Origin of the sequence: Rhodoferax sp. WC2427, assembly GCF_040822085.1 — a bacterium.
In the GTDB taxonomy this organism is placed as follows: Bacteria; Pseudomonadota; Gammaproteobacteria; order Burkholderiales; family Burkholderiaceae_C; genus Rhodoferax_B.
In genome coordinates this window covers 3,786,192-3,809,592 of the sequence record NZ_CP162006.1, presented here as the reverse complement: position 1 = coordinate 3,809,592, position 23,401 = coordinate 3,786,192, and the positions used below count along the sequence as shown (strand labels likewise).

The window sequence follows — 23,401 nt, the reverse complement described above, 5'->3', positions numbered from 1 at the left end:
TCTCAGGGCCTGGCCTGGCCAGCCGGATCGGCAACGGCATGCTCGCGCCACAGCGTGCGTACATTGATGCCGTCGCGCCACACCAGCGAGCGTTCCAGCACCGTGGTGGTGCCCAGGCGCAGGCGGCCCAGCACCTCGAAGTAGCGGGTCGATACGCTGTGTTCGCTCTCGGTGAAGACGATGGTGGGCTGGTTCAGCACGGCGTTGGCGTCGGCGGTACTGCGAAAATATTTGCCCGCCCGTGCGGCCACCAGCTTCTGGGCGTCGGCCATGCTCAGATTGGGCACGCTGGCCACCAGCACCTGGGCGCTGGCGGTGTTCAGGTTGACGGGGGTGCGCACCGGCAGCACGCTCACAAATGGCTGCAGCGCCGCCACGGTGGCGGGCGACAGGCCCAGCCAGCCCAGTTGCGCGGCGCTGCGCGGCAGCAGGGGCACGGTGCTATCGGCATTGCTGGTCTTGCTGGTGTCCAGCGCCTGCTGTAGCTGGCTGCCGAGCAGGGTGAGCTCCAGCGGCGGCAGGTTCAGCTGCTCAAACAGGCGGCCGAAGGCGGCCAGGGCGACCGGCGAGACTTTGTTGTCCTGTACCAGGTTGGTGATGTTCAGACGCGACTGCATGTCAGTGATCTGGCCCGACAAAAACGCGTCCAGCTGTTCGTCGGTGGCCGTTCCGCCGGTGTTGTTGCGGTCGGCCGCCAAAAAGGTGGACAGGCGGGATTCTTGCAGCGCCACGGCCCAGGGCTCGGCCAGGTGGTCCTGGCCGCTGGAGCGGGCATCCTCGCGCAGGATCAGCCGGGCCCAGTCGAGCGCGCCGGTCAAAATCCAGCGGGACTGCACGCGCTGGCGCTCGGCCGCCTCCACCTCCACGCTGCGCCACTGCTGCCACAGCGAGGCAGCGGCCAGGGTGGCCACCAGCGTGACGGTCAGCATGGCCATCAGCAGGGCGGCACCGCGCTGGGGGTGCTTGCTATGCAATTGAGAGCTGCTTGCGCTCATGGAATAAGCGCAAGGGGCCGATTTCTTATACAAGCGGGCAGGCGTCATGACTTGCCGCCGCCCACGGTGGGTTTGATCCAGTCTTGCGTGATGGCCCCGGCCAGGGCCTGGCCGGGCGGCAGGGTCAGCACCAGGCGTATGCCGTCGGGGATGCTGTTGTCGGTGGTGGCGCCCACGGTGGCGGCGGCGGCCACGGTGGCGCTGCTCGACAGCGGGTTGCTCCAGGTGCCTTCGCGGTAGTAGAAGATGCGCCAGTCGGCCAGCGGGGTGAGGGCGACTTCGGCGCGTTTGGCTTCTTCACCGGGGTTTTGCGCCCACAGCGCGGCATTGCTCCAGGCCTGGGCGTGTTCGGCGCGGCTGTGCACCGGGGGCGACTGCCAGCGCAGCCACTGGTCGGTGCCGTCCACGCTGCGGCGCGTCCAGGCCACCACCAGCGCGCCGGTGGCCTGCGGGTCGCTGCTGCGCCGGGTGAGCCGCAGGCCGCGCCCGTCCCAGTCGAGGGCGGTGGTGTTGGGCTGCTCCAGCAGGGCATCCAGGTCGGCCGTCCACTGGCCCAGCCCGGCCTGCAGGGTCAGCACCGCGTCGGCGCGCTGCTGGGTCTGGCTTTGTGCCCGGGTCATGCCGTCCAGCCCGCGCCAGCTCAGCACCGCCAGCAGCGCCATCACCATCAGCGCGACCAGCAGCTCGACCAGGGTGAAGCCGCGTTGGTGGCCGCCGCCGGGCCGCCCCAAGGCGAGCCACGCCTCCCCCCTGGGGGGTGGCGTAGAACGCGTAGCGTCAAGCCGGGGGGCTTTATTCGTCATTAGAAGCGCCCCACGATGGTGGACAAACGCAGGATGGGCGCGTTGCCGTCGAATACCTGCGCATCGACCCGCCGAAAGCTGGGGTTGGGCGTGGGCAGCACGTTCAGCCGCACCTCGTAGATGTGGCCGGCCTGTTCGCAGTTCTGGGTGCTGTCGCCCACGCTGGGCATCTGGGCCGACAGGCGCATGGCGATGAGCTGGTTTTCGGCGCACATATGGGCCAGCAGCACGTCGGTCTGGCGCGTGGCGTTGGTGGTCAGCGCCTGGGTGGCCTGCAGCCCGGCGATCAGCGCAATCGACACGATGGCCAGGGCCACCAGCACTTCGATCAGGGTGAAGCCGCGTGCCTTCATGGGGTGCCGACGGGCTGCACGGTAAAAGGCCGCGCGCCGTCGGTGGCAATGCGCAGGGCCTGGGTCGGCTGGCTGGTGGACTGCAGCACGATCTCCTGGCGGCCAATCACCGGCTCCGGGCCGAGCAGCACCGGGGCGCTAGCGCGCGCCACGGTGTCATGGCCCAGCCAGCGGTCGGGCAGGGCCTTGGCGGGCAGGCCATCAAATACGAATCCCTCGGGCGTGGGCCGCCAGCGCACTGGCACGCCCGTGGCCCGCGATTGGGCGCGCGCCGACTCGAACAGCGCGGCCAACCGCGCCGCATCGCGCTCCAGCAGGGTCTGGCTGTTGTCGCGCAGGGCAAAGGCGACTCCGGCACTGGCGATGGCGATGATGGCGACTACGACCAAGAGTTCTAAAAGGGTGAAGCCCCTTGTATGGGCTTTCAATGCCGCAGCGCTGGGCCGCCCCAAGCAAGGCACGGCACCCTCGGGGGGCAGCGCAGGACACGAAGTGCCAAGCGTGGGGGCCACATCACTGCCAGCTACCAATATCGGCATTTTTACCCTCGCCGCCAGGCTGGCCGTCGGCACCGAAGGACATCACGTCGATCTCGCCTTGCACGCCGGGGTTCAGGTACTGGTAGGGGCGGCTCCAGGGGTCGTTGGGCAGCTTCTCCACGTAGGGCTTCCAGTTGGGAGGCACGGGATTGGTGCTGGGCTTGGCCACCAGGGCTTGCAGGCCTTGTTCGGCCGTGGGGTAGCGCTGGTTGTCCAGCCGGTACAGCTTCAGTGCCTGCATGAGGTTGTTGACGTCGGTCTTGGCGGCGGTGGCGCGGGCATCGTCGGCACGCTCCAGCACGTTGGGCACGATCAGTGCGGCCAGCACGCCGATGATGACCAGCACCACCATCAGTTCGATCAGGGTGAAGCCGCGGTGCAGAAAACGGCGCGGAAAAGACCGGGTAGGAGAGCGGTGGTGTGTCATGGGCAGCGATGATAATCAATCCATGTTACTCAACACATCCGATTCCGTTACATCGCGCTGGGCGCCCCGGCTGGTGACTTTGGTGGTCTGGGCCTTGGCGCTGGGCAGTGCGGCGTACTGGGGGCTGAAGTCCACCGCGGATGCCGCCGGTCCGCAGACCGCGGTGCCCACGCAGATGCTCGCGCCCATCGACACGGCGGCCGTGGCCCGGGTGCTGGGCGCGGTGCCGCAAGACATGGCTGCCGAGCCCCTGGTCAATCCCTCGACCCGGTTTGTGCTGTCTGGTGTGATTGCGGGCCGGGGCCATGGCGGAGCGGCCCTGATCTCGGTGGATGGCAAGCCACCCAAGCCCTTCCGGGTGGGCAGCGTGGTGGACGGCAACCTGCTGCTGCAGTCCGTCGGCCCGCGCCGTGCCGAACTGGCTAACAGCGCGGACGGTCCGGCGGCATTTGCGCTGGAATTGCCGGTTCGAAAGTAAGCCACTCCCCAAAGCCGGGTGCTGCCTGCGGCCACTGGTCGGCGCGGTCTAAGCTGCGGATGCCGGTTGCCAGCAGGCTGCAAGCCCGTGCCACCCCGGCATGGGTGATCCACAACGTGGGCTGGGTGCCCACTGCATCCCAGGCGGCGGCCACCCGCTGCATAAACCCGCGCACCGATTCGCCGCCGCCGGGCCGGTATCCGGCAAAGTCCGCGGTCCACGCCTCCACCGCGGATTGGCCAATGGCATCCCAGTGCTGGCCTTCCCAGCCCCCAAAGTCCATTTCGCGCAGGCGGGGGTCAAATTGAGGGGTCAAATCGGGTCTTAGCGCACACAGGGTCAGCGTGAGCAGCTCACATCTTTGTAGCGGTGAACTGGCCACGGCACACCCCAGGGGCACGGCCGCTGCCAGCTTTTTTGCCGCCGCCTGCGTGGCTGGCCCGTCTGCCGCCACATCCAGTGCGCCGTAGCACACGCCGGACTCCACCAGCGGCAGGGCGTGCCGTGCCAGCCAGAGCGTCATAAGGCGACCGCCGCGCCCAGGTAGAAGGCAATCTCGCACACCTGCTGCGTGGCACCCAGGCAGTCGCCGGTAAAGCCCTGCAGCCGCCGCTGGAACATCCGCCCCATCCAGGCCAGGGCCACCAGGCTGGTGGCGATGCCTGCTATTAAAAACGGAGCTGCTTGCGCCCATTCCACAAGCGCTAGCGGCATTAAACACCACAAAAATGCCACACCCAGCGCGCGGCGGCTGATCTGGTCGGCCAGGGGTTTGCTCTTGGAGGTGGCGGTGTCGCCCACGTGCGGCAGCAGACGCACCAGCACCAGCGGGCAAAAGCGCGACCACACATGGCCGCCCACCAGCGCCGCCAGCAAGGCCGTGCCGCTGCTCGCGTCCAGCAACGCCAGCAGGGCAATCTTGGCGGTCAGCGCCAGCACCAGGGCCATGGCGCCATACGCACCAACGCGCGAGTCTTTCATGATGTCCAGGGCCCGCTCGCGTGCCACAAAGCCGCCCAGGCCGTCGGCCACATCGGCCAGGCCGTCTTCGTGGAAGCCGCCGGTGAGCAGCACGGTGGCGATGGTGCACAGCACTGCCGTCACCAGCGCGCTGCCCACCCGCCCGTGCAGCAGTGTGCCGCACAGGGCCGCCACCGCACAGGCCACCAGCGCCACCAGCCAGCCCACGCCAGGGAAGTGCGCCGCGCTGGCGCGCAGCATGGCCGGGCTGTAGCCGACCCAGGCCGCCAGCCGCCCGGTGACCGGGATGCGGGTGAAGAACTGGACGGCCAGCAGGAAGTGGCGGATGCCGTCCATGGGGGCGCGGGGACTCAGCTTTGCAGGAACAGCCGGTACACCGGGTTCAGGGTTTCTTCCACGCAGGGGTAGTCGAGCGTGTCGCGGAATTTGGCAAACGCCTTGTCGTCGGCCTGGGGTACCTGGATGCCGACCAGGATGCGGCCGTAGTCGGCGCCCTGGTTGCGGTAGTGGAACAGGGTGATGTTCCAGCCCGGGCGCATCTGGCTCAGGAATTTCATCAGCGCGCCCGGCCGCTCGGGGAAGGTGCAGCGCAACAGCCGCTCGTCCTGGGCCAGGGAGGAATGGCCGCCCACCATGTGGCGGATGTGCTCCTTCGCCAGTTCATCGTGGGTCAGGTCCAGGGCCTTGAAGCCATGTTTGCTGAAGCTGGCGGCGATCTTCAGCGATTCACCCTTGGCGGAGGTGGTCAGGCCGACAAACACATGGCCTTTGACGGCGTCGCTGATGCGGTAGTTGAACTCGGTGACATTGCGCGGGCCGCCTGGCAGCTGGCCAATCAGTTCGCAAAACCGTTTGAAGCTGCCACGCTCCTCGGGCATGGTGACGGCAAACAGGGCCTCGCGCTCCTCGCCCACCTCGGCCCGCTCGGCCACGAAGCGCAGACGGTCGAAGTTCATGTTGGCGCCGCACAAAATGGCAGCGTAGGTCTCGCCCTTGGTTTTGTGCGTGGCCACGTACTGCTTGATGGCCGCCACCGCCATCGCGCCCGAGGGCTCGACGATGCTGCGGGTATCCACAAACACGTCCTTGATGGCGGCGCACACCGCGTCGGTGTCTACCGTGATGTAGTCGTCCACCAGGCCGCGCGCCACGCGGAAGGTTTCCTCGCCCACCAGCTTCACGGCGGTGCCGTCGGCAAACAGGCCCACGTCGGGCAGGGTGACGCGCTTCTTGGATCTGACGGACTGCAGCATGGCGTCTGAGTCTTCGGTCTGCACGCCGATCACCTTGATTTCGGGGCGCACCGCTTTGATGTAATTGGCCACGCCGGAGATCAGGCCGCCACCGCCAATGGCCACGAACACCGCGTCCAGCTTCTGCGAGCCCAGGCTTTGCAGCTGGCGCAGGATTTCCATGGCAATGGTGCCCTGGCCGGCGATCACGTCCGGGTCGTCAAAGGGGTGGACAAAGGTCAGGCCCTGCTTTTTTTGCAGCTGCAGGGAATGGTTGTAGGCATCGGTGTAGCTCTCGCCAAACAGCACCACTTCACCGCCCAGTGCCGCCACCGCGTCTACTTTGAGCTGGGGCGTGGTGGTCGGCATCACGATGACCGCGCGGGTGCCCAGCTTGCGGGCGCTCATGGCCACGCCCTGGGCGTGGTTACCGGCCGAGGCGCAAATCACGCCCTTCTTGAGCTGCGCCGGGGTGAGGTGCGCCATTTTGTTGTACGCGCCGCGCAGCTTGAAGCTGAACACCGGCTGGGTGTCTTCGCGCTTGAGCAGCACCGTATTGTTCAGCCGCAGGCTGAGGTTGCGGGCGGGCTCCAGTGCGGTTTCAATCGCCACGTCATAGACGCGGGCGGTCAGAATCTTCTTCAGATAGTCGGCGGGGGTGAGCGGCTTGGGGGCTTTTACGGCCTTGGCGGGTGCGGTTGTCATTAATCCTCCTGGGTCTTGGATGATAAGGGGCAGCCCGCCAGGCATAAAAAAAGCCCCGAGTCTTGCGACTCGGGGCTTAAATCCACCTTTTCAGAGGGTGGAGGAGACAACCGGGGTAACAAAGTAATTTTGTTACGATGGTTTTATTGTAATCGTTTTCCCTAGGTGATGTTGCGATGCAGCATGTTGTGTGGCGAAAAGCGTGAACAAATTGGCATCGCGGGCAGAATCGGGCCTTTACTTCGGTTATTTCCGTAATTTTGTTAAAGAAAGACAGCAGCATGGAATGCACAGTCAGTTGGACCGGTGCCGCGGGCACCCGTTCGGGCATGGGTTTTATCGCCGAGACCGGCAGCGGCCACACCTTGGCCATGGACGGCGCGCCCGACGCGGCCAAGCCCGAGAACGGTGGCCAGAACCTGGCCCCCCGCCCGATGGAAACCCTGCTGGCGGGCACGGGCGGCTGCACCGCCTATGACGTGGTGCTGATCTTGAAGCGGGGCCGCCACGACGTGCGCGGTTGCTCCGTCAAGCTGGTGTCCGAGCGCGCCGAGGTCGACCCCAAGGTGTTCACCAAGATCAACATGCACTTCACCGTGACCGGCAAGGGCATTCCCGCCAGCGCGGTGGAACGTGCCATCGCCATGAGCCACGACAAATACTGCTCGGCCACCATCATGCTGGGCAAGACGGCGGAAATTACCACCAGTTTTGATCTGGTCGAAGCCGCTTAAATCCGGTGCGCCACGGTGGTCATCACCTTGGCGGCCAGGGTCATCAGGGTTTTGACGGGCGCGGGCAGGTCCAGCGCACCGGCCAGCGTGGCCTGTTGCGCATGCCGCTCTTCGTCATCCTTCATTTGCACCACGATGGCCCGCGAGGCGTGGTCTTCGGCGGGCAGGTGTTCCAGGTGGCTTTGCAGATGCGCGGCGACCTGGGTTTCGGTTTCCACCACAAAGCCCAGGCTCCAGCGGTCACCGCCGAGCTGACCGGCGGCCAGGCCTAGCCCAAAAGCTCCGGCGTACCACAGCGGATTCAGCACGCTGGGGTGGGCGCCCAGCTCGTCCAGCCGCTGGCGCGTCCAGGCCAGGTGGTCGGTTTCCTCGTTTGCCGCGTGCAGAAAATGGTCGCGCAGCGTGGGGCTTTTCGTCACCAGCGCCTGCGCCGTGTACAGGGCCTGGGCACATACCTCGCCCACATGGTTGACCCGCATCAGGGCTCCGGCATGGGCTTTTTCGGCAGGGCTGAGTTCGGTGGCGCGCTCGGGCACCGTCGGGCAACTGCGGCTGGCGTGCGGACGGGTGAATACCGTGCGCAGCGCGGTGTCGGCGGCGCGGCAGAGCTGGTCCAGGGTGGGAAGGCGGGGCAAGGACATGCGGGGGCTGGTTGAAGACATCCCGCCACTGTAAAGCAAGCTTGCGCGCCTGCAGCCGCGCAAAAAAAAGTCCTCCGCAGGGGAGGACTTTTTAGCAAAGGCCGGGAAAGGCCGTCAGGTCAGAAGCGGTGGCGGATACCCAATGCCACGTTGGTCGAGTCCACACCTGCCGCGCGGGTCACGCCGCCCAGAAAGCCGTTGCCGCCAGGCGCGAGCTGCGAGGTGTTCTTGTTGTTGAAGCGGGTCAACACGGCATTCAGGTCGGTGCGCTTGGACAACGCGTAGGTGTATGCCACGCCATACGAGTCACGGTCGGCATTGGCCGCCGTTTTGTCGTTCATGGTGTTGTAAGCCACGGTAACGGTGTTGGCACCCATGGTCATGCGGTAGCCGATGTGGAAGACATTGGAGTTTTGCTTGAAGCTGCTGATGAATGCGTTTTGCACTTGCAGAGCCAGAACGGGACCAAGGACGGGGCCCGCATTTTGAATAGCGCCCGGTGTTAGTCCGGCGGCAATTTTGGACAAGCCGGCGGGATTGTCATCTTTGATGTTGGCCGCTACGACACTCAAAACGCCGGGGCCAATATCCACTGATGCGCCCAAAATTGCATTCGTCAGCGACTTTTGGCCCAGTTCGTTCTTTTGGGTGTTGTATCCGGCACCAAAGCCAAAACCCTCGCCCTTGTACATCGCCATCGCACCCAGCAAACGGCCCGCGGAGTTGTTACCGGCAACTTCACCGAAGGCGTACATGGCCGTTGCGGTAAGTCCACCGGTCTTTATGGCGTATTGCAGTGAGTTGCTGGTGCGGATGGTGAAGGAGACTGGTACTGCAACCAATTGGCCCACAGCCAAGCTCGACTCGGTGTGCATCGAGTCAAAGGCACCTACCGCCAAGTATCCAGGCGTGTACTGGCGGCCTGCCGTGATGGCGCCCACCGGCGTGACCAAGCCGACATAGGCTTGACGGTCAAACAGATTCTTTTCTATGTGGTTGACCCCCAGACTGGCGCCAATCCCTGCACCGGCACCCGCGACCAAACCTTGGTAGAGGGCTTGGATTTGAGGGTTGGCCGATACCAAACCCATTTGGTTGGCAAACGACACCCGGTCCGGCAACTGCGAGCCCGAGGCCGTGGTGTTGCTCACCGAACCCGTGTCCAGTTCCACCCGGCTTTCCAATGTGAAGATGGCCTTGTATCCGCCACCCAACTCTTCATTGCCCTTGAGGCCCCAACGCGAGCCTTCCATGATGCCGCTGGCCAGTTGGGTGACCGAGCCTTGCTTGAGTCCGGTGACATGGTTGATACCTGCATCGGCAATGCCGTACAACGTGACGCTGGTGGCGGTGGAATCTTGTGCCATGGCGGCCGTGGCCAGACAGCCCAGTGCGGCTGCAGAAACCAAAGTCATCTTCTTCATACGTGCTCCAAAGTTATTCTCAAAATAGCGCAGCCAAGCTGCTGTTTTCATGGCGCGCTTGGGTCGGTCACCAAGCCGCGTGAGCCTGCATGTTGCCAAATTGCAGGCGGATACAGGTCGCTTGGGCGACTTTTTTTACAGGTAAATACCCTGTGTACCGTCACACCGCCGAGACAAAGTGCGGTTTGAAATGGATGTCTACTATGTATCCAGTTGGCAAAGTTACAACGCTGGCGAATGGAGTCTGTAACAAAATTGTAGAAAGTTACGAAATGGTTACTTTGCCCTAGGGAATACCATGAGTCGCGCAAAGATGGGGTAAATAACCGTTGCTAAAAGTCAACATATTTGGTTTTGTGACAAGCTATTCACTAAATGTATTTGAACCGTCTGGTGTAATCGCGGCAGCTTCTGAATCAGAAGTAACGTCGAGGTGGCAGCCAGACTGCGAACCCGACATTTTTCAATCTTTGGAGATGTTTGAATGAAAAAATCCCTGATCGCATTGGCAGTTATCGCCGCTTCCGGCGCTGCCATGGCTCAGTCGTCCGTGACCTTGTACGGCCTGGTTGACATGTATGTTGGTAGCGTCAAGACCGGCAATGGCACGACCAGCCTGCGCCAAACCAAGGTCGAAAGCGGCCTGGTGAACACTTCGCGCTTCGGTCTGAAGGGTACTGAAGATCTGGGCAACGGCCTGGCTGCCAACTTCGTGCTGGAACAAGGTATTGCTGCCGACACCGGCGCTGCCAAGACGGCGACTCTGTTGGTTGCTCCTGCTGCTGGAACCAGCTTTGCCTTCTCTCGCCAAGCATGGGTTGGTTTGTCTGGCTCGTTCGGTTCGACCCGTATCGGTCTGACCCCTACGCCTTTTGACGATGTCAGCGGCCAGTACGATGCAGTGTTTGACTCTGGTCTGTCCCCCATGAACAGCGTGTTCGCATCTGCCAACAGCTACCTGGTGCGTCCTGGCAACACCATTGCTTACTACACACCTAACCTGAGCGGCTTCAGCGCTTCGGCCAGCTACAGCCTGGGCGAAAACAAGACCGCTGCGGTCAATGCCGGTTCTGTGTACAGCTTGGCTTTGGCCTATGCCAACGGTCCTATCGGCGTGAGCTTGGGTTACCAGAACGAAAAGGTTGACAGCTCTGCTTTGGCTCGCAAGTACGTCCGTCTGGGCGGTTCGTATGACTTCGGCGCTGCCAAGCTGTACGCCAACTACGGCCGTGCTGAGAACTATGAGTTCAGCTCCAAAGCCACTCTGAGCGGTGCCAAGGCTTCTGACTACCAAGTCGGCGTTGACGTGCCCGTGGGTGCTGCTCTGACGCTGTCTGCCAGCTACGCTCAGTCGAAAGACAACGCTACCGCTGGTAACGACAAGCGCAAGGGTTTCGGCCTGGGCGCCAAGTACGCTTTGTCGAAGCGCACCGCTCTGTACGGTGGCTACGAAGCTGACAACAGCAAAGTGTCCGGCACCACCACCCTCAAGCATGACCTGTTCGCAGTGGGTGTCCAACACCGCTTCTGATCGAACGCCAGCCTGATCGGGTTGGCTTGAAAGTCAAATAACTAGAAAAGCCGCTGGGTGCAAACCCAGCGGCTTTTTGACGTTTGCGGCCTTACTCGGCAGACTCGGGGGCTGCGGGTTTCTTGTTCTTGCGGTTGTCTTTTTTGGCCTGGCGCGCAGCGTCGGCGGCCTGGCCCACGGCCAGCCACTGGGCGAATTCTTCCGGGGTTTCCAGCGTCACACGGCCCAGGGTGGCGGAGCGAAATTCGGTCAGCACGATTTCGGCGGCTTTTTGCAGGTTGACCTTGCCACCGCCCAGCAGGCCGCCGCGTTTGCGGGCGATCTCGGTGAGCACGCCAATGTCGGTGAGGCCCAGGATGGGGTCGAGCTTGTAGCGTTCTTCCACCTGTCCGGCATAGTGCTTCTGCAGAATCAACAGCAACTCCAGCGCCACTTCTTCCTCGTCAAACGCATTGCGGCCAATGGAGCCGCAGGCGGCCAGGTGGTAGCCGCTTTGCTCCACGATGATGCGCGGCCACAGCATGCCGGGGGTGTCGTAGGCATAGAAGTCGTCGGCCAGCACGATGCGCTGCTCCAGCTTGGTGATGCCCGCCTCGTCGCCGGTTTTGGCGGCGCGCTTGCCCTTCAAGGTGTTGATCAGCGTGGACTTGCCCACGTTGGGCACGCCGCAGATCAGCACCCGCATGGGCTTGACCATGCCGCCGCGCAGCGGGGCCAGCAGGCGGCAGGCGGGGATGAGGCGCTGGGCGGGCGCGGTTTCACTCGCATCCAGGGCGATGGCGCGGGTGCCGGGCAGGGCGTTGTAGTGCGCCAGCCACAGGGCGGTGCGGGCCGGGTCGGCAATGTCCTGCTTGTTCAGGATTTTGAGGGTGGGCGTGCTGCCGATCAGCTCGGCCAGCATGGGGTTGGCGCTGGAGCCGGGCATGCGCGCGTCCAGCAGCTCAATCACCACGTCGGTCTCTTTGAGGCGCTCGGTGATGGCTTTTTTGGTCAGGTGCATGTGACCGGGGAACCATTGGATGGCCATGGGGAATTCTTTCTGTGAGATTTGCGCTGCTGCGCAAGTCGGTTTCTATAACTTTGTGGTGCCGAAGGCCACCAGATCCAGCGGCAGGGCCGTGGTGGACTTGATTTGCTCCATGGAGAAGGCGGAGGACACGCCGCTTAACGGCACGGCCTGGATGAGCTTTTTGTAGAACCGATCGTAACCGCCGATGTCGGTGGTCACCACCTTGAGCAGATAGTCCACGTCGCCGCTCATGCGGTGCAGTTCCTGGATCTCGGGCAAGGCAGACGCGGCGGCGGCAAACTGGGCCAGCCATTTCTCGTCGTGCTGGGCGGTGCGGATGCTGACGAACACGGTGATGGGCAGGCCGACCTTGTGCCGGTCTACCAGCGCCACGCGGCCGGTGAGATAGCCCTCGTCCTCCAGGCGTTTGAGGCGCTTCCAGCAGGGCGTGGTGGACAGGCCTACCCGCTCGGCCAGCGCGGCCACCGACAGGCTGCCGTCCACCTGCAGTGCGCCCAAAATGGCGTAATCCAGGCGGTCAAGTTCATTCATGCTGCATATTTAGAATTTATGGTTAATTTGTTCTTTTATTGAGTCGTATTGTAATATTTTTGGAATACGTATTTCGGGATGGATAGGTAGGATGCACCGCCATGAACACCACCATCTACCTCGACTGCAACGCCACCACCCCCGTACTGCCCACCGCCCTGGCCGCTGCGCAGGAGGCCATGGGGGCGGTGTTTGGCAACCCCAGCAGCACGCATGCCACTGGGGTGCAGGCCCGCCAGTGGGTCGATGCCGTGCGCGCCCGCGCGGCGCGGGTGCTGGGTGCGGGGGCGGGCGACGTGCTGTTCACCAGCGGCGCCACCGAAGGCATCCAGACGGCGGTGCTGTCCGCCCTGTGCGCCGTGCGGGATCGGCTGGCGCGTGGCGAGGCGGTGGGCAAGCTACTGGTGTATGGCGCCACCGAGCACAAGGCCGTGCCCGAAAGCCTGGCGCACTGGAACCGGGTGCTGGGCTTGCACCTGGAGTTGCAGGCCTTGCCGGTGGCGCGCAGCGGTCGGCACGACCTGGCCGCCTTGCGCGCGCTGGCCCCGCGGGCAGCGCTGGTCTGCACCATGGCTGCGAATAACGAAACCGGCGTGGTGTCGGACCTGGCGGGCATCGAAGCCGTGCTGCAAGATGTGGCTCCACAGGCCTACTGGCTGGTGGATTGCGTGCAGGCGCTGGGCAAGCTGCCTCTGCACCTGGCGCAGACCCGCATCGACTACGCGCCGTTTTCTGGCCACAAGCTGTACGCGCCCAAGGGCATAGGCCTGCTGTATGTGCGCCCCGGCGCGCCGTTCACCCCGCTGATGGCCGGGGGCGGGCAGGAAGACGGCTTGCGCTCGGGTACCGAGAACATGGTGGGCATCGCCGCGCTGGGGGCGGTGCTGCAGGCACTGGAAGAAGGTGGCAGTTTCAGCAGCCATTCTCAAATGCTACAGTTTCGAGAGCTGCTCACGCTCAGTCTACGGGCGGTATGGCCCGAAATCATCTTCAATGCCGACTTTAACGACAGCCTGCCCACCACCTTGAACTTCTCGGTGCCCGGCCTGCCCGGCAGCGCGGTGGTGGATGCCTTGGGTGCGGTGGGCGTGCAGGTCAGCGCGGGCAGTGCCTGCTCGGCCAAAAAGGCGGCGCCCAGCTATGTGCTGCAGGCCATGGGTGTGCCTGCATGGCAGGCCGCGTCGGCGGTGCGCATGTCGTTTGGGGCGATGGCCGATGCGGACTTCATTGCCGCCGCCTGTGCGCGCATCGCCCGCTGCGGTGCCGGGTTGCAAGCCCGCGCCGCTGCCGCCGAGGCAATGCGCTGTGGCCCGCCCCTGGAGGCCGACCCGGCCATGCACCTGGTACCCGCCGAATTGGCCGACTTCTTCCAGCAGCACCCCGGTGCCGTGCTGGTGGACGTGCGCGAACCCCAGGAGCATGCCGCCGACCCCCAGCCCCTGGGCTGTGGCCGCACCGCGCTGAACGTGCCGCTGGGGAGTCTGGAGTCTCGTTTGGCGGAATGGCTGGGCGCCGCACCGGCACCGCTGGTGTTCGTGTGCCGCAGCGGCCAGCGCAGCCAGCGGGCGGTGCACACCCTGCGCCATCTGGGTTACGCGCAGGCCTGGCAGTTAAAAGATGCAGATGCTATCTAAAAAATAGCTGCCCACGCTTATGCCGTAGGCACAAGTGCCCTGAAACGCATTAACCCATTCAATAACGGAAGAGTTGGCCATTGCCCATGCGCACGCGGTCGCCGATGCGCAGATCGGTTTGCACCGGCACGCTGAAATAGCGGTAGCTGCCGTCGTCGCCCTGCACGCCCACGCGGTAGGACTCGTTCATCTGGCCGGGCTGCTGGTTGCCTTCGATCGCATTGCCTGCAACTGCGCCACCTACGCCGCCCAATACCGTGGCAGCGGTCCTACCCGATCCGCCGCCGATCTGGTGACCGATCACTGCGCCGAGGATGCCGCCAATCAGTGCGCCGCCGCCGGTGGGCTGGGGCCGTTCCTGGGTGCGGATGAGTTCCATCTGCGCCACGCGGCCGGTGTCGACGCGCTGCACCTGCTGCATGGGCGGGGGGGCTTGCTGGTAGACCGGCTGGGGGTAGGTCGGCTGCGGGTAGCCCTGCTGGGGGTAAGAGGCTTGCTGGCGCGGCGGCGCGACCACGCAGGCACTCAGGCCGGTGGCGAGCAGGGTGGCGGTCAAAACGGTGGTGGTGAATCGCATGGCGGGGTGTTCCTGGAATGAATGAAAGCGGCAGGGCCGTGCTTTCTATGACGCGCTAGCCGGTGGATGGTTGACAGGGCATCCCCGGAATGGGTTCCGTCGCCAGCGGGAACCGGCGGTAAACGGCGACAATCGACCGGTGCATCGGGCAGGGCCTCGCGCCCCCCATCCGCCTTGCCAACCCCCTTGTTCCTTTCGCTTGCCATCCCGCCCACCGTGGCGGGCAGGCCCTTGTATTGCCCAACGTGAAACTCAAAGACTTTATCCGCACCATCCCCTACCTGGCCTGGGTGGTGATCTACACCGCGTTTTGTGCGGGCATCTTTGCCGCCATCCTGGGGGCGGTCACGCCTGAGCTGCGCGAGGAACTCGACAACTACCAGCAGCTGGGCGTTTTGATGATGGTCTGGTCCAGCGGCGCGGTGCTGGGGGCTTTGCAGGGCGGGCGCATGGCCCAGCGCTATCCGCCGCGGCCTTTATTTTTGGGCTACACCGCCGCCGCGCTGGCGTCGATCGTGCTGATCGTGCTGTCGCCCAATTTCAGCACGCTGCTGCTGGGGTTTTTTGTGGTGGCCCTGGTGGAGACGGCCTTGTTCACGCTGGCCCACGGCATCCTGGCCGATGTGAGCCCGCAGCCCGAGCTGCGCGCCCGCCTGTTGAGCATGGTGGACGTGGCCTTCAGCCTGGGCAATCTGCTGTCGCCCTTGCTGGTGATTGGCGTGCAGACGGTCAACACCAACTGGCGTGCGCCCTACGCGCTGTATTTGCTGCCGCTGCTGACGGTGTTGCTGCTGTTCTGGCCGCGCCGGTTTTTTGCGCGGCTGGCCGCGCCACACCACGCGGCCGAGGAAGCGGGCGGTGGTCTGAGCTATGCGCAGCTCTTGCGCCGCCCGGTGATCGCCTGGACGGTGGGCGGCGGGGTGCTGGCCGGGTTTCTGGAGTGGGGGCAGAACTTCTGGTACGTGAGCTACGGCATCAGCGCCCAGCACCTCAGCCCCAACGCCGCGCGGGTGGGCTTGCAGTTTTTTGTGGCGGGCATGGTGGCGGCGCGGCTGTGGCAGGCGTTTTTCCACAGCAGTTGGTCGATACGGCAAAAGCTGTGGCGGCTGAACCTGCTGGCGCTGGCGGGCATGGCGCTGAATGTGCTGCTGCCGGGCGTGGGCGGCTGGGGGCTGCCGGCGGTGGGCAACCTGCTGTTTGGCCTGGGCGTGGGGGTGGTGTTTCCGGTGCTGCTGGCCACCATGATCGACGCGGCGCCGGGCCAGGCTTCGCGGCTGTCGGCCCTGCTGATGCTGGGCTTCAGCCTGGGCTCGCAGTTGGCGGGTGTGGTGGTGGGCAGTTTGTCGGATTGGGTGGGGCTGCGCTGGGCCTATGGCTGCATGCTGCTGGTGGTGCTGGCGTTCACCCTGGTGGTGTGGAAGATCGTGCACTTTGCCGCTCCACCGGTTCCCGGTTTTGCAAAGAAATAGGCCGCCCGTGCTGGTGGAATAAGCGCAAGCAGCTACTTTAACGATAGCAAAACATTAACCCGGGCAGGTGGCGGCTGCATCACCTTCCAGGGCCTGGACTGCTGCCGCCATGCTCTGCGCGGCACGCTGGGTCAGGCGCTGGGCCCCCTGGGCCAGGGCGGCGATGCCCGCGCCCACGGGCTCGGATTGGTTCCACTGGCAGGCCAGATTCCTCGCGCCGTCGCTGCGGCGGATGGTCCAGCTGAAGCTGGCCTGCACCTGCTGGTCCACGGCGGCATCCCATTGGCGCAACTGCACGCTGATGCGGTAGACCGGCTGGGCGGCCAGGCGGCCCCCGGTGCCCACGTCGATGGCCCCCAATTGCTGCGCGATGCCGCTGGCCAGCGCGTCGTGCAGCTCGCTGTTGAAGGGGGCGGCCCAGCGGTGTGCGTCCAGCACCTCAAACGGGTTGGTCGCGCTGCGCACCACCAGCTGCGGCCGCACCAGGCGCTCGGGTAGGGCGATGGGCGGCAGCTCGATTTGCAGCGCGCTGGCGGGGGCCGATGGCAGGGTGGAGGCCAGGCTGTAGTAGCGGGTGGCGGGCGGGGTAGCGCAGGCGGCCAGGGCCAGCGCCAGCAGCAGCACGGCGGCGGGTGCGCGTCGCCCCTCACCCCGGCCCTCTCCCGCGTGTGGGAGAGGGAGTAAAGACTGGGGGCGGGTGTTCATTTTTTCTCCTCGGATTTGCCGCGCAGCAGCGACTCGGGATGCTGCTCCAGGCTGTCGGTCAGCACCTTGATGGAGGCGGCGGCACGGTTGACCTCGCGCAGGGTCTGGCGCAGGTCTTGTTGCAGCGGCGCGTCTTCGGCCAGGGTGCGTTCGGCCGAGCCCAGCGTACGGTTGGCGGCACCCAGGGTGGCGCGCGCGTCCTGCATGGCGGCGGTGAGCGCGGGGGCCACGTCGTTGTTGAGCTTTTGCACCAGTTGCTCGGCACCGGCCAGGGTGGTGTCCAGCGTGGCCAGGGTTTTGCGCAGGTCGCTGCTGAGCTGCTCGAACGGCACCTTGTTGATCTTGGTGACGATCTCGGACACCTGGGTTTGCAGCTCGTCCAGGCCGTTGGGCAGGGTGGGGACCTCGATGGGGTCATCTGCCTTGCCGCTGGCCAGCTCCACCGGAGGCGCCTTGGGGAAGAAGTCCAGCGCCACGTACAGCTGGCCGGTCAGCAGGCTGCCGGTACGCAGCTGGGCGCGCAGGCCCCGGGCCACCATTTGCCGCAGGCGCTGCTGCTGCACCGCAGGCGTCTCGGATGCCTGGTTGCCGGGCATGGTGCCCAGGCGCTCGGGGTAGATCTCGACCAGCACCGGCATGCGCAGCTGGCGCTTGCTGCGGTCGAATTCCACGCCGATCGACACCACCTTGCCCAGCACCACGCCGCGGAAGTCCACCGTGGCACCCGGGCTCAGGCCGCGCAGCGACTGGTTGAAGTTGAGCAGCAGGGTCTGGGCCGGGCCGTCGGGGGCCTTGAGGGCGGTGGTTTCGTCGTCCGACAGGGTGAAGCTGGTGTTTTCGCTGGCCTGGGGACCGGTGGCATCGTTCGGTGCTTGCAGGGCAATGCCGCCCAGCGCCACAGTGGCCAGCGACTGGGTGCGCAGCTTGAAGCCGCTGGCGTTCACCTCTACATCGATGCCGCTGGCATGCCAGAAGCGGGTGTTGGCCCCCACAAACTTCTCAAACGGGGTGTTGACGAAGACACGCAGGGTCACGCCCTTGCCGTCTTCGTCCAGCGCAAAAGCCGCCACCTGGCCGACCTTGATGCGCCGAAAGTACAGCGGCGAGCCGATGTCGAGCGAACCGATGTTGCTGGCGCGCAGCACAAACTGCCGCCCCGAGGCATCGCGGGTGACGATGGGGGCCACTTCCAGCCCGGTGAAGGTCTTGCGCGTCTCCTCGGACGTGCCTGCGTCGGCGCGGATGTAGGCCCCCGACAGCAGGGTGCCCAGCCCGCTGACCCCGGCGGCCTCCAGCCGGGGCCGGATGACCCAGAACCGGGTGTCGCTGGCCACAAAGCTCTTGGCTTCTTTTTGCAGCTGCACGGTGGCGATGATGCGGGAGCGGTCCTCGGCCAGGGTGATGGCGGTGACCGCGCCGATCTCCACGTCCTTGTACTTGACCTTGGTCTTGCCCGCCACCAGCCCCTCGGCGGTGTTGAAGCTGATGTCGATCACCGGCCCGCGGTCGCGGATGGTCTTGACCACCAGGGTGATGCCCACCAGCGCGGCCACGATGGGGACGATCCAGACCAGCGACGGCAGCCAGCGCCGCGCGCGGGTCACGGTGGGGGCGGGCAGGTCGGCGGGAAGGTCGGTGGGCTGGGGGTCAGGTGGGCTCATGCGGTGGATGGTGCAAAGGGTTTTCGGTAGAAAGGGGCTGGGCATCGTCCCAGGTCAGGCGCGGGTCAAAGCTCAAGGAGGCCAGCATGGTCAGCACCACCACCGTGGCAAAGGCGGCAATGCCCAGCCCGGCGGTGACTTCGGCCAGCCCCTGGATGCGCACCAGCCCGGCCAGCAGCGCCACCACGAACACGTCCAGCATCGACCAGCGGCCAATCACCTCGACGATGCGGTACAGCCGCGCCCGGTCGGCCCGGTTGTTGGCACTGTGGCGCTGCGCCATCCAGGCCAGGGTGGTCAGCGCGCCCAGCTTGAACAGTGGCACCAGAAAGCTGGCCACAAACACCACCGTGGCCAGGCCCCAGGCGCCGGTGACCCAGAAGTAGATCACCCCGCTCAGAATCGTGTCCTGCTTGGTGTTGAGCAGGTTGCTGGTGACCATCACCGGCAGCAGGTTGGCGGGCAGGTACATCAGGTAGGCCGCGGCCAGCAGCGCCCAGGTGCGGTTCAGGCTGTCGGGTTTGCGGCGGTGCAGCGGGCTGCCGCAGCGCCCGCAGGCCGCGCCCTCGGTGGCACCTTGCCAGACCGCGCCGCAAGGGTGGCAGGCGATCAAGCCTAGCGACTGTGCCGTCCGGGGTTCGCTCATGGGCGGGAAGGCGGCGCATCGAACGCCAGGTGCCAGAAGTTGCGCGGCGGAAAGGACAAGATCGCCGTGAGCAACACCGTCAGCGCCACAAACGCGCCCAGCGCCGGGCCGGCAATCACCTCGGCCGAGCTGGTCAGCTTGACGATGGCCACCAGCACGCCCAGCAAAAACACCTCCACCATGCCCCAGGGTTGCAGCATCTGCAGCATCCGCACCAGCATGGCAAAGCCCAGGGGCCGGTTCTTGCGAAGCTGGCGCGGCTGGGGCAGCAGCAAATACAGCAGCACCAGCAACTGCAGCAGCGGAAACAGCAGCGTGGTGGCCAGCACCAGCGTCGCCACTCCGCCCATGCCCTCGTCGGTCAGGGCCGCCACCGCGCCCACCAGGGTGGTGTCGCTGGACTGGCCGCCGATCATGATGGACACGATGGGGAACAGGTTGGCCACCGCAAACATCAACAGGCCTGCCAGCACCAGCGGCAGCATGCGCTGGTGGGCATCGCCCTGGTAGCGTTCCAGCTCGGTGCCGCAGCGGCTGCAGCGCGCGGTTTCGCCCGGCTGCAGCCGGGTCCTGGGATAGACCGCGTCGCAGCCCTCGCAGAGGATGGCATGGGGGACAAGTTGCATGGGGGATGGCATGGTAAGGGCGTACTTTAGTCGGTTTAGGGCGACGCTTCATGCGTCCCCGCGAGGCGGCGCGCCCTGGATCGGGATGGGATGCAAGGCGCAAACCGCAGACATCGCTTGGGCTATGGCGAGGATTTGCAACGCCGCAGACCGCCCGAGTCCAGGGAGGCGCCCATATAAGCGTTGCCTTATACCTGCCTGCCTCTGGGTCATCGCTTATGGGTAAACTGACCCGATGTACATCCCTTTACAGAAGCTGGCTGGCTTCTCCACTCCCAGGACACCCACCCCATGAGCCGTGCACTGCGCGACGCGTTTGGCTGCTTTGCCACCGGGGTGACGCTGGTCACCACCCACTGGAACGGGCAAGACTGGGGCATGACCTGCAGCTCATTCAATGCCGTGTCGCTGGACCCGGCCCTGGTGCTGTGGAACATCCGCCACAACAGCGCCAGCCATCCCGCCTTTGTGCAGGGTGGGGGCTACACCGTCAGCGTGCTGGGCATCGAGCACAAAGAGCTGGCCCAGGCCTTTGCCCGGGGCACCCAGGCCGAGCGTTTTGCGGCGGGGCAGTTTGTGCGGCTGGGCTCCCAGCGCCTGCAACTGGTGGACGCGCTGGCCTGGTTCGACTGCACGCTGCAGCAGGCCTTTACCGCGGGCGACCACGACATCCTGATCGGCCAGATCAACCACAGCGGCAGCCGCCCCGGCAAGGGGCTGGTGTTTGAGCGCGGGCAGTTCGCGGTGGACACGCTGGAGGTGGGGGCTGCGTCCACCTCGCCGTTTTGATGCCGTTTTAAGCATGCACACCGACTGGCTGGTTCCCGAGTGGCCTGCGCCCGCCCGGGTGCGCGCCGTTTTTACCACCCGTGCCGGGGGCGTGTCGGTCGCGCCGTATGACGCACTGAACCTGGGCGACCACGTGGGCGATGTGCCGACCGACGTGCAGGCCAACCGCGCCCGGCTGGCCCAGGCCATCGCCGCCGAGCCGGTGTTCCTGCAGCAGGTGCATGGCCGCGTGGTGGCGCACTTGACCGGGCCGACCGCCGAGACGCTGGTGGCCGATGCCAGCCTCACCACCCAGCCAGGCATCGCCTGCACCGCCATGGTGGCCGATTGCCTGCCGGTGCTGTTCACGGACACCCGGGGCACCGTGGTGGCCGCTGCGCACGCGGGCTGGCGCGGCCTGCTGGGGGTGGACGGCCAGGGCGTGCTGGAAGCCACTTACAAGGAAATAAAGGCGCTTGCGCTTGCTGAATCAGCGCAGGCAGCTACAGAAATAATAGCGTGGCTGGGTCCGTGCATCGGGCCGACGGCCTTCGAGGTGGGACCGGAAGTGCCCGCCGCCTTCATTGCCCGGCAGCCCGAGGCCGCTGCGATGTTTGTGCGCCATGGCCCCGACAAATGGCTGGCCCACCTGCCCGGCCTGGCGCGGCTGCGTTTGCAGGCGCTGGGTGTGCAGGGCATTTACGGCAACGACGGCAGCCTGGACTGGTGCACCGTCAGCCAACCCTCACGCTTCTTCTCGTACCGCCGCAGCGGGGTCTGCGGGCGCATGGCCGCCTGCATCTGGCTGCAAGGCTAGGGCAAGTTCCGCTGCTTCGCGCCTCTTGAGTGCCTTGCGCCGTGCCGGCGCCCCCATCAGGTACACCACCAGCGACACCGGGCCCAGGCCGTACAGTACAAACGTGAGGATGCCGCCGAGTACAGTACCGTTAGTATTGGTCGCCTCGGCGACAGCCATCATGAGGGCCACATAAAGCCAGCCAATAGGAACGATATACATACAAATTGTTTCAAATTCGGGGAGGTCTACGCAGTACCCGCAGGGTTTTCGGCCCTGGTGTCAGTTACCGTCTACAACCTAAAAATGGCGCAGGCCACGCACGGGGTGCGGAACATGCGTCAGAGATATCGCTTTGTGAGGAGCCACTATGCATTCTGATCCAGACTGGGCCAAAACCGCCCAGCAATTCCAGCAAACCTTGGGCGACACATGGACGCGGGCTTGGGCCGATGCCGTCAAGCCCATCCAGGGGCTGGATTTGGGCGTTCCCATCGGCACGGCGACGCCGCCCCAGATCACGTTTTCGCCCGCCAAGCTGCAGGCTTTGCAAAAGCAGTACCTGGAAGAGTCCGCCGCGCTGTGGAACCAGAGCATGGATGCCGGCAACATCGCCAAAGACCGGCGCTTTTCTGCCAAGGCCTGGGCGGAAAACCCCCTCACCGCGTATACCGCCGCCTCGTACCTGCTCACCAGCCGCACCCTGATGGGCCTGGCCGACGCGGTCGAGGGCGACGAAAAAACCCGTGCCCGCATCCAGTTTGCGGTTGAGCAGTGGACGGCTGCATCGGCGCCCAGCAACTACCTGGCGATGAACGCCGAAGCGCAAAAGAAGCTCATCGAAACCCAGGGCGAAAGCCTGGCCAAGGGCCTGAAGAACCTGATGCACGACATGCAGCAGGGCCATGTGTCCATGACCGACGAGAGCCTGTTCGAGGTGGGCCGGAATGTGGCCACCACCGAAGGCGCCGTGGTGTTCGAGAACGAGCTGTTCCAGCTCATCGAATACAAGCCGCTCACCGCCAAGGTGTACGCCAAGCCGTTTTTGCTGGTGCCACCCTGCATCAACAAGTACTACATCCTTGATCTGCAGCCTGAAAACTCGCTGATCCGCTATGCGGTGGAGCAGGGCAACCGCACCTTCGTCGTCAGTTGGCGCAACCCCGACAAGTCCATGGGCCACAAGACCTGGGACAACTACATCGAAGACGCGGTTATCCAGGCCATTGCCGTCACCCAAGAGATCACCGGCTCCAAAACCCTCAATGCCCTGGGTTTCTGCGTGGGCGGCACCATCCTGAGCACCGCCCTGGCCGTGCTGGCGGCACGCGGCGAAAAGCCGGTTTCCAGCCTGACCCTGCTGACCACGCTGCTGGACTTTACCGACACCGGCATCATCGACATCTTTGTGGACGAGGCCATGGTGCAGTTCCGTGAGAAGCAGATGGGCCAGGGCGGCCTGCTGCCCGGCGGCGATTTGTCCAGCACCTTCAGCTTCTTGCGCCCCAACGATCTGGTATGGAACTACGTGGTGGGTAACTACCTCAAGGGCGAAACGCCACCGCCGTTCGACCTGCTCTACTGGAACAGTGACTCCACCAACCTGCCCGGCCCGTTTTACGCGTGGTACTTGCGCAATACCTACCTGGAAAACAAGCTGGTGCAGCCCGGCAAGCTCACCGTCTGCGGCGAAAAGATCGACCTGCGCAAGCTCGATATCCCGGCCTACATCTACGGCTCGCGCGAAGACCACATCGTGCCGATTGGCGGGGCCTACGCCTCTACCCAGCAGCTGCCGGGCCCCAAGCGTTTCGTGATGGGTGCGTCCGGCCATATCGCCGGGGTCATCAACCCGCCCGCCAAAAAGAAGCGCAGCCACTGGATCAGCGATACCACCAGCTTCCCGGCCAAGGCCGAGGACTGGATTGCTGGCGCCCAGGAGCACGCCGGTAGCTGGTGGACCGACTGGTCCACCTGGCTCAAAGGCCATGCGGGCAAGCAAATTGCAGCGCCCACCGCCTACGGCAACGCCGATTACAAGGTGATCGAAGCCGCGCCGGGCCGCTACGTGAAAGCCCGTGCACAGTAGAAGTCCGTATACAAAAAATGTGCTAC

26 protein-coding genes are annotated in these 23,401 nt (G+C 65.0%); 8 read left to right on the top strand and 18 right to left on the bottom strand.

What is annotated here, in order from left to right:
• Positions 1-2: 2 nt before the first annotated feature.
• The 5 genes from gspK to gspG all read right to left on the bottom strand — a co-directional run bounded on the left by gspK (position 3) and on the right by gspG (position 3,117).
• Positions 3-935, bottom strand: coding sequence for a type II secretion system minor pseudopilin GspK (gspK, locus tag AB3G31_RS17725; RefSeq protein ID WP_367850378.1), 933 nt, complete (start codon positions 933-935; stop codon positions 3-5).
• A 104-nt stretch (positions 936-1,039) separates the two neighbouring features.
• Positions 1,040-1,726, bottom strand: coding sequence for a type II secretion system protein J (locus tag AB3G31_RS17720; RefSeq protein ID WP_367847390.1), 687 nt, complete (start codon positions 1,724-1,726; stop codon positions 1,040-1,042).
• 71 nt (positions 1,727-1,797) lie between these two features.
• Complete coding sequence (gene gspI / locus AB3G31_RS17715; protein ID WP_367847389.1) at positions 1,798-2,151, bottom strand: type II secretion system minor pseudopilin GspI; 354 nt, start codon at positions 2,149-2,151, stop codon at positions 1,798-1,800.
• Positions 2,148-2,540, bottom strand: coding sequence for a type II secretion system protein GspH (locus AB3G31_RS17710; RefSeq protein WP_367847388.1), 393 nt, complete (start codon positions 2,538-2,540; stop codon positions 2,148-2,150). Before AB3G31_RS17710 ends, gspI begins: the two co-directional genes overlap by 4 nt.
• Before the next feature lie 124 nt (positions 2,541-2,664).
• Positions 2,665-3,117, bottom strand: coding sequence for a type II secretion system major pseudopilin GspG (gene gspG / locus AB3G31_RS17705; RefSeq protein ID WP_367847387.1), 453 nt, complete (start codon positions 3,115-3,117; stop codon positions 2,665-2,667).
• A 22-nt stretch (positions 3,118-3,139) separates the two neighbouring features.
• Between gspG and AB3G31_RS17700 the strand changes: the two genes are divergently transcribed.
• Positions 3,140-3,595: a type II secretion system protein N gene (locus AB3G31_RS17700; protein WP_367847386.1), complete on the top strand. Its 456-nt coding sequence runs from the start codon at positions 3,140-3,142 to the stop codon at positions 3,593-3,595.
• Here the strand turns inward: AB3G31_RS17700 and AB3G31_RS17695 are convergent.
• The 3 genes from AB3G31_RS17695 to ilvA are packed head-to-tail and all read right to left on the bottom strand — an operon-like array spanning position 3,540 to position 6,513.
• Positions 3,540-4,118, bottom strand: a complete 579-nt coding sequence (locus AB3G31_RS17695) for a histidine phosphatase family protein (RefSeq protein ID WP_367847385.1) — start codon at positions 4,116-4,118, stop codon at positions 3,540-3,542. The two genes, AB3G31_RS17700 and AB3G31_RS17695, sit on opposite strands and share 56 nt — an antisense overlap.
• Positions 4,115-4,912, bottom strand: coding sequence for an adenosylcobinamide-GDP ribazoletransferase (locus AB3G31_RS17690; protein ID WP_367847384.1), 798 nt, complete (start codon positions 4,910-4,912; stop codon positions 4,115-4,117). The genes AB3G31_RS17695 and AB3G31_RS17690 overlap by 4 nt, the downstream gene beginning before the upstream one ends.
• A gap of 14 nt (positions 4,913-4,926) precedes the next feature.
• Positions 4,927-6,513 (bottom strand): threonine ammonia-lyase, biosynthetic, encoded by a 1,587-nt coding sequence (gene ilvA / locus AB3G31_RS17685; protein ID WP_367847383.1) that lies wholly within the window; start codon positions 6,511-6,513, stop codon positions 4,927-4,929.
• A 281-nt stretch (positions 6,514-6,794) separates the two neighbouring features.
• Between ilvA and AB3G31_RS17680 the strand changes: the two genes are divergently transcribed.
• Positions 6,795-7,247 (top strand): OsmC family protein, encoded by a 453-nt coding sequence (locus AB3G31_RS17680; protein ID WP_367847382.1) that lies wholly within the window; start codon positions 6,795-6,797, stop codon positions 7,245-7,247.
• On the opposite strand, the gene coq7 is transcribed toward AB3G31_RS17680, so the two are convergent.
• Entirely contained in the window at positions 7,244-7,888 is a 645-nt protein-coding gene (gene coq7 / locus AB3G31_RS17675) for a 2-polyprenyl-3-methyl-6-methoxy-1,4-benzoquinone monooxygenase (RefSeq protein WP_367847381.1), read from the bottom strand. The two genes, AB3G31_RS17680 and coq7, sit on opposite strands and share 4 nt — an antisense overlap.
• 119 nt (positions 7,889-8,007) lie before the next feature.
• Positions 8,008-9,363: a porin gene (locus AB3G31_RS17670; protein WP_367847380.1), complete on the bottom strand. Its 1,356-nt coding sequence runs from the start codon at positions 9,361-9,363 to the stop codon at positions 8,008-8,010.
• A 433-nt stretch (positions 9,364-9,796) separates the two neighbouring features.
• Between AB3G31_RS17670 and AB3G31_RS17665 the strand changes: the two genes are divergently transcribed.
• Positions 9,797-10,843 (top strand): porin, encoded by a 1,047-nt coding sequence (locus tag AB3G31_RS17665; RefSeq protein ID WP_367847379.1) that lies wholly within the window; start codon positions 9,797-9,799, stop codon positions 10,841-10,843.
• Positions 10,844-10,934: 91 nt separating this feature from the next.
• On the opposite strand, the gene ylqF is transcribed toward AB3G31_RS17665, so the two are convergent.
• Both ylqF and AB3G31_RS17655 read right to left on the bottom strand, forming a co-directional pair.
• Positions 10,935-11,870 (bottom strand): ribosome biogenesis GTPase YlqF, encoded by a 936-nt coding sequence (gene ylqF, locus AB3G31_RS17660; RefSeq protein WP_367847378.1) that lies wholly within the window; start codon positions 11,868-11,870, stop codon positions 10,935-10,937.
• A gap of 45 nt (positions 11,871-11,915) precedes the next feature.
• Entirely contained in the window at positions 11,916-12,404 is a 489-nt protein-coding gene (locus tag AB3G31_RS17655) for an Lrp/AsnC family transcriptional regulator (RefSeq protein WP_367847377.1), read from the bottom strand.
• Positions 12,405-12,505: 101 nt separating this feature from the next.
• Between AB3G31_RS17655 and AB3G31_RS17650 the strand changes: the two genes are divergently transcribed.
• Positions 12,506-14,038, top strand: a complete 1,533-nt coding sequence (locus tag AB3G31_RS17650) for an aminotransferase class V-fold PLP-dependent enzyme (protein WP_367847376.1) — start codon at positions 12,506-12,508, stop codon at positions 14,036-14,038.
• A gap of 58 nt (positions 14,039-14,096) precedes the next feature.
• On the opposite strand, the gene AB3G31_RS17645 is transcribed toward AB3G31_RS17650, so the two are convergent.
• A complete protein-coding gene (locus AB3G31_RS17645) occupies positions 14,097-14,615 on the bottom strand; it encodes a glycine zipper 2TM domain-containing protein (RefSeq protein ID WP_367847375.1) in 519 nt (172 codons plus the stop codon).
• Positions 14,616-14,860: 245 nt separating this feature from the next.
• Between AB3G31_RS17645 and AB3G31_RS17640 the strand changes: the two genes are divergently transcribed.
• Entirely contained in the window at positions 14,861-16,084 is a 1,224-nt protein-coding gene (locus tag AB3G31_RS17640; protein WP_367847374.1) for a sugar MFS transporter, read from the top strand.
• A 54-nt stretch (positions 16,085-16,138) separates the two neighbouring features.
• Here AB3G31_RS17640 and AB3G31_RS17635 read toward each other — a convergent pair whose 3' ends face one another.
• From AB3G31_RS17635 to AB3G31_RS17620, 4 genes are read right to left on the bottom strand one after another with little or no spacing between them, the layout of a single operon-like run.
• Complete coding sequence (locus AB3G31_RS17635; protein ID WP_367847373.1) at positions 16,139-16,789, bottom strand: membrane integrity-associated transporter subunit PqiC; 651 nt, start codon at positions 16,787-16,789, stop codon at positions 16,139-16,141.
• The gene (locus AB3G31_RS17630) at positions 16,786-18,450 is read right to left on the bottom strand and encodes an intermembrane transport protein PqiB (protein WP_367847372.1); all 1,665 of its coding nucleotides are present in this window, start codon (positions 18,448-18,450) and stop codon (positions 16,786-16,788) included. Before AB3G31_RS17630 ends, AB3G31_RS17635 begins: the two co-directional genes overlap by 4 nt.
• Positions 18,437-19,096 carry a paraquat-inducible protein A gene (locus AB3G31_RS17625; protein WP_367847371.1) on the bottom strand — a complete coding sequence of 220 codons (660 nt, stop codon included), beginning with the start codon at positions 19,094-19,096 and terminating at the stop codon, positions 18,437-18,439. The genes AB3G31_RS17630 and AB3G31_RS17625 overlap by 14 nt, the downstream gene beginning before the upstream one ends.
• A complete protein-coding gene (locus AB3G31_RS17620) occupies positions 19,093-19,722 on the bottom strand; it encodes a paraquat-inducible protein A (protein ID WP_367847370.1) in 630 nt (209 codons plus the stop codon). Before AB3G31_RS17620 ends, AB3G31_RS17625 begins: the two co-directional genes overlap by 4 nt.
• 291 nt (positions 19,723-20,013) lie before the next feature.
• On the opposite strand from AB3G31_RS17620, the gene AB3G31_RS17615 reads away from it, so the two are divergent.
• Positions 20,014-20,511 carry a flavin reductase family protein gene (locus AB3G31_RS17615; protein WP_367847369.1) on the top strand — a complete coding sequence of 166 codons (498 nt, stop codon included), beginning with the start codon at positions 20,014-20,016 and terminating at the stop codon, positions 20,509-20,511.
• 13 nt (positions 20,512-20,524) lie between these two features.
• Positions 20,525-21,307 (top strand): peptidoglycan editing factor PgeF, encoded by a 783-nt coding sequence (gene pgeF / locus AB3G31_RS17610; RefSeq protein WP_367847368.1) that lies wholly within the window; start codon positions 20,525-20,527, stop codon positions 21,305-21,307.
• Here pgeF and AB3G31_RS17605 read toward each other — a convergent pair.
• A complete protein-coding gene (locus AB3G31_RS17605; RefSeq protein ID WP_367847367.1) occupies positions 21,236-21,508 on the bottom strand; it encodes a hypothetical protein in 273 nt (90 codons plus the stop codon). The two genes, pgeF and AB3G31_RS17605, sit on opposite strands and share 72 nt — an antisense overlap.
• A 148-nt stretch (positions 21,509-21,656) precedes the next feature.
• Between AB3G31_RS17605 and phaC the strand changes: the two genes are divergently transcribed.
• Entirely contained in the window at positions 21,657-23,375 is a 1,719-nt protein-coding gene (gene phaC, locus AB3G31_RS17600; protein ID WP_367847366.1) for a class I poly(R)-hydroxyalkanoic acid synthase, read from the top strand.
• Positions 23,376-23,401: the final 26 nt, after the last annotated feature.

Excerpts from the sequence above, each read along its gene's own strand:
- gspK (WP_367850378.1), bottom strand. The coding sequence starts at position 935 with ATGGCCATGCTGACCGTCACGCTGGTGGCCACCCTGGCCGCTGCCTCG.
- gspI (WP_367847389.1), bottom strand. The coding sequence starts at position 2,151 with ATGAAGGCACGCGGCTTCACCCTGATCGAAGTGCTGGTGGCCCTGGCC.
- gspG (WP_367847387.1), bottom strand. The coding sequence starts at position 3,117 with ATGACACACCACCGCTCTCCTACCCGGTCTTTTCCGCGCCGTTTTCTG.
- AB3G31_RS17700 (WP_367847386.1), top strand. The coding sequence starts at position 3,140 with ATGTTACTCAACACATCCGATTCCGTTACATCGCGCTGGGCGCCCCGG.
- AB3G31_RS17695 (WP_367847385.1), bottom strand. The coding sequence starts at position 4,118 with ATGACGCTCTGGCTGGCACGGCACGCCCTGCCGCTGGTGGAGTCCGGC.
- AB3G31_RS17690 (WP_367847384.1), bottom strand. The coding sequence starts at position 4,912 with ATGGACGGCATCCGCCACTTCCTGCTGGCCGTCCAGTTCTTCACCCGC.
- ilvA (WP_367847383.1), bottom strand. The coding sequence starts at position 6,513 with ATGACAACCGCACCCGCCAAGGCCGTAAAAGCCCCCAAGCCGCTCACC.
- AB3G31_RS17680 (WP_367847382.1), top strand. The coding sequence starts at position 6,795 with ATGGAATGCACAGTCAGTTGGACCGGTGCCGCGGGCACCCGTTCGGGC.
- coq7 (WP_367847381.1), bottom strand. The coding sequence starts at position 7,888 with ATGTCCTTGCCCCGCCTTCCCACCCTGGACCAGCTCTGCCGCGCCGCC.
- AB3G31_RS17670 (WP_367847380.1), bottom strand. The coding sequence starts at position 9,363 with ATGAAAACAGCAGCTTGGCTGCGCTATTTTGAGAATAACTTTGGAGCA.
- AB3G31_RS17665 (WP_367847379.1), top strand. The coding sequence starts at position 9,797 with ATGAAAAAATCCCTGATCGCATTGGCAGTTATCGCCGCTTCCGGCGCT.
- ylqF (WP_367847378.1), bottom strand. The coding sequence starts at position 11,870 with ATGGCCATCCAATGGTTCCCCGGTCACATGCACCTGACCAAAAAAGCC.
- AB3G31_RS17655 (WP_367847377.1), bottom strand. The coding sequence starts at position 12,404 with ATGAATGAACTTGACCGCCTGGATTACGCCATTTTGGGCGCACTGCAG.
- AB3G31_RS17650 (WP_367847376.1), top strand. The coding sequence starts at position 12,506 with ATGAACACCACCATCTACCTCGACTGCAACGCCACCACCCCCGTACTG.
- AB3G31_RS17645 (WP_367847375.1), bottom strand. The coding sequence starts at position 14,615 with ATGCGATTCACCACCACCGTTTTGACCGCCACCCTGCTCGCCACCGGC.
- AB3G31_RS17635 (WP_367847373.1), bottom strand. The coding sequence starts at position 16,789 with ATGAACACCCGCCCCCAGTCTTTACTCCCTCTCCCACACGCGGGAGAG.
- AB3G31_RS17630 (WP_367847372.1), bottom strand. The coding sequence starts at position 18,450 with ATGAGCCCACCTGACCCCCAGCCCACCGACCTTCCCGCCGACCTGCCC.
- AB3G31_RS17625 (WP_367847371.1), bottom strand. The coding sequence starts at position 19,096 with ATGAGCGAACCCCGGACGGCACAGTCGCTAGGCTTGATCGCCTGCCAC.
- AB3G31_RS17620 (WP_367847370.1), bottom strand. The coding sequence starts at position 19,722 with ATGCAACTTGTCCCCCATGCCATCCTCTGCGAGGGCTGCGACGCGGTC.
- AB3G31_RS17615 (WP_367847369.1), top strand. The coding sequence starts at position 20,014 with ATGAGCCGTGCACTGCGCGACGCGTTTGGCTGCTTTGCCACCGGGGTG.
- pgeF (WP_367847368.1), top strand. The coding sequence starts at position 20,525 with ATGCACACCGACTGGCTGGTTCCCGAGTGGCCTGCGCCCGCCCGGGTG.
- AB3G31_RS17605 (WP_367847367.1), bottom strand. The coding sequence starts at position 21,508 with ATGTATATCGTTCCTATTGGCTGGCTTTATGTGGCCCTCATGATGGCT.
- phaC (WP_367847366.1), top strand. The coding sequence starts at position 21,657 with ATGCATTCTGATCCAGACTGGGCCAAAACCGCCCAGCAATTCCAGCAA.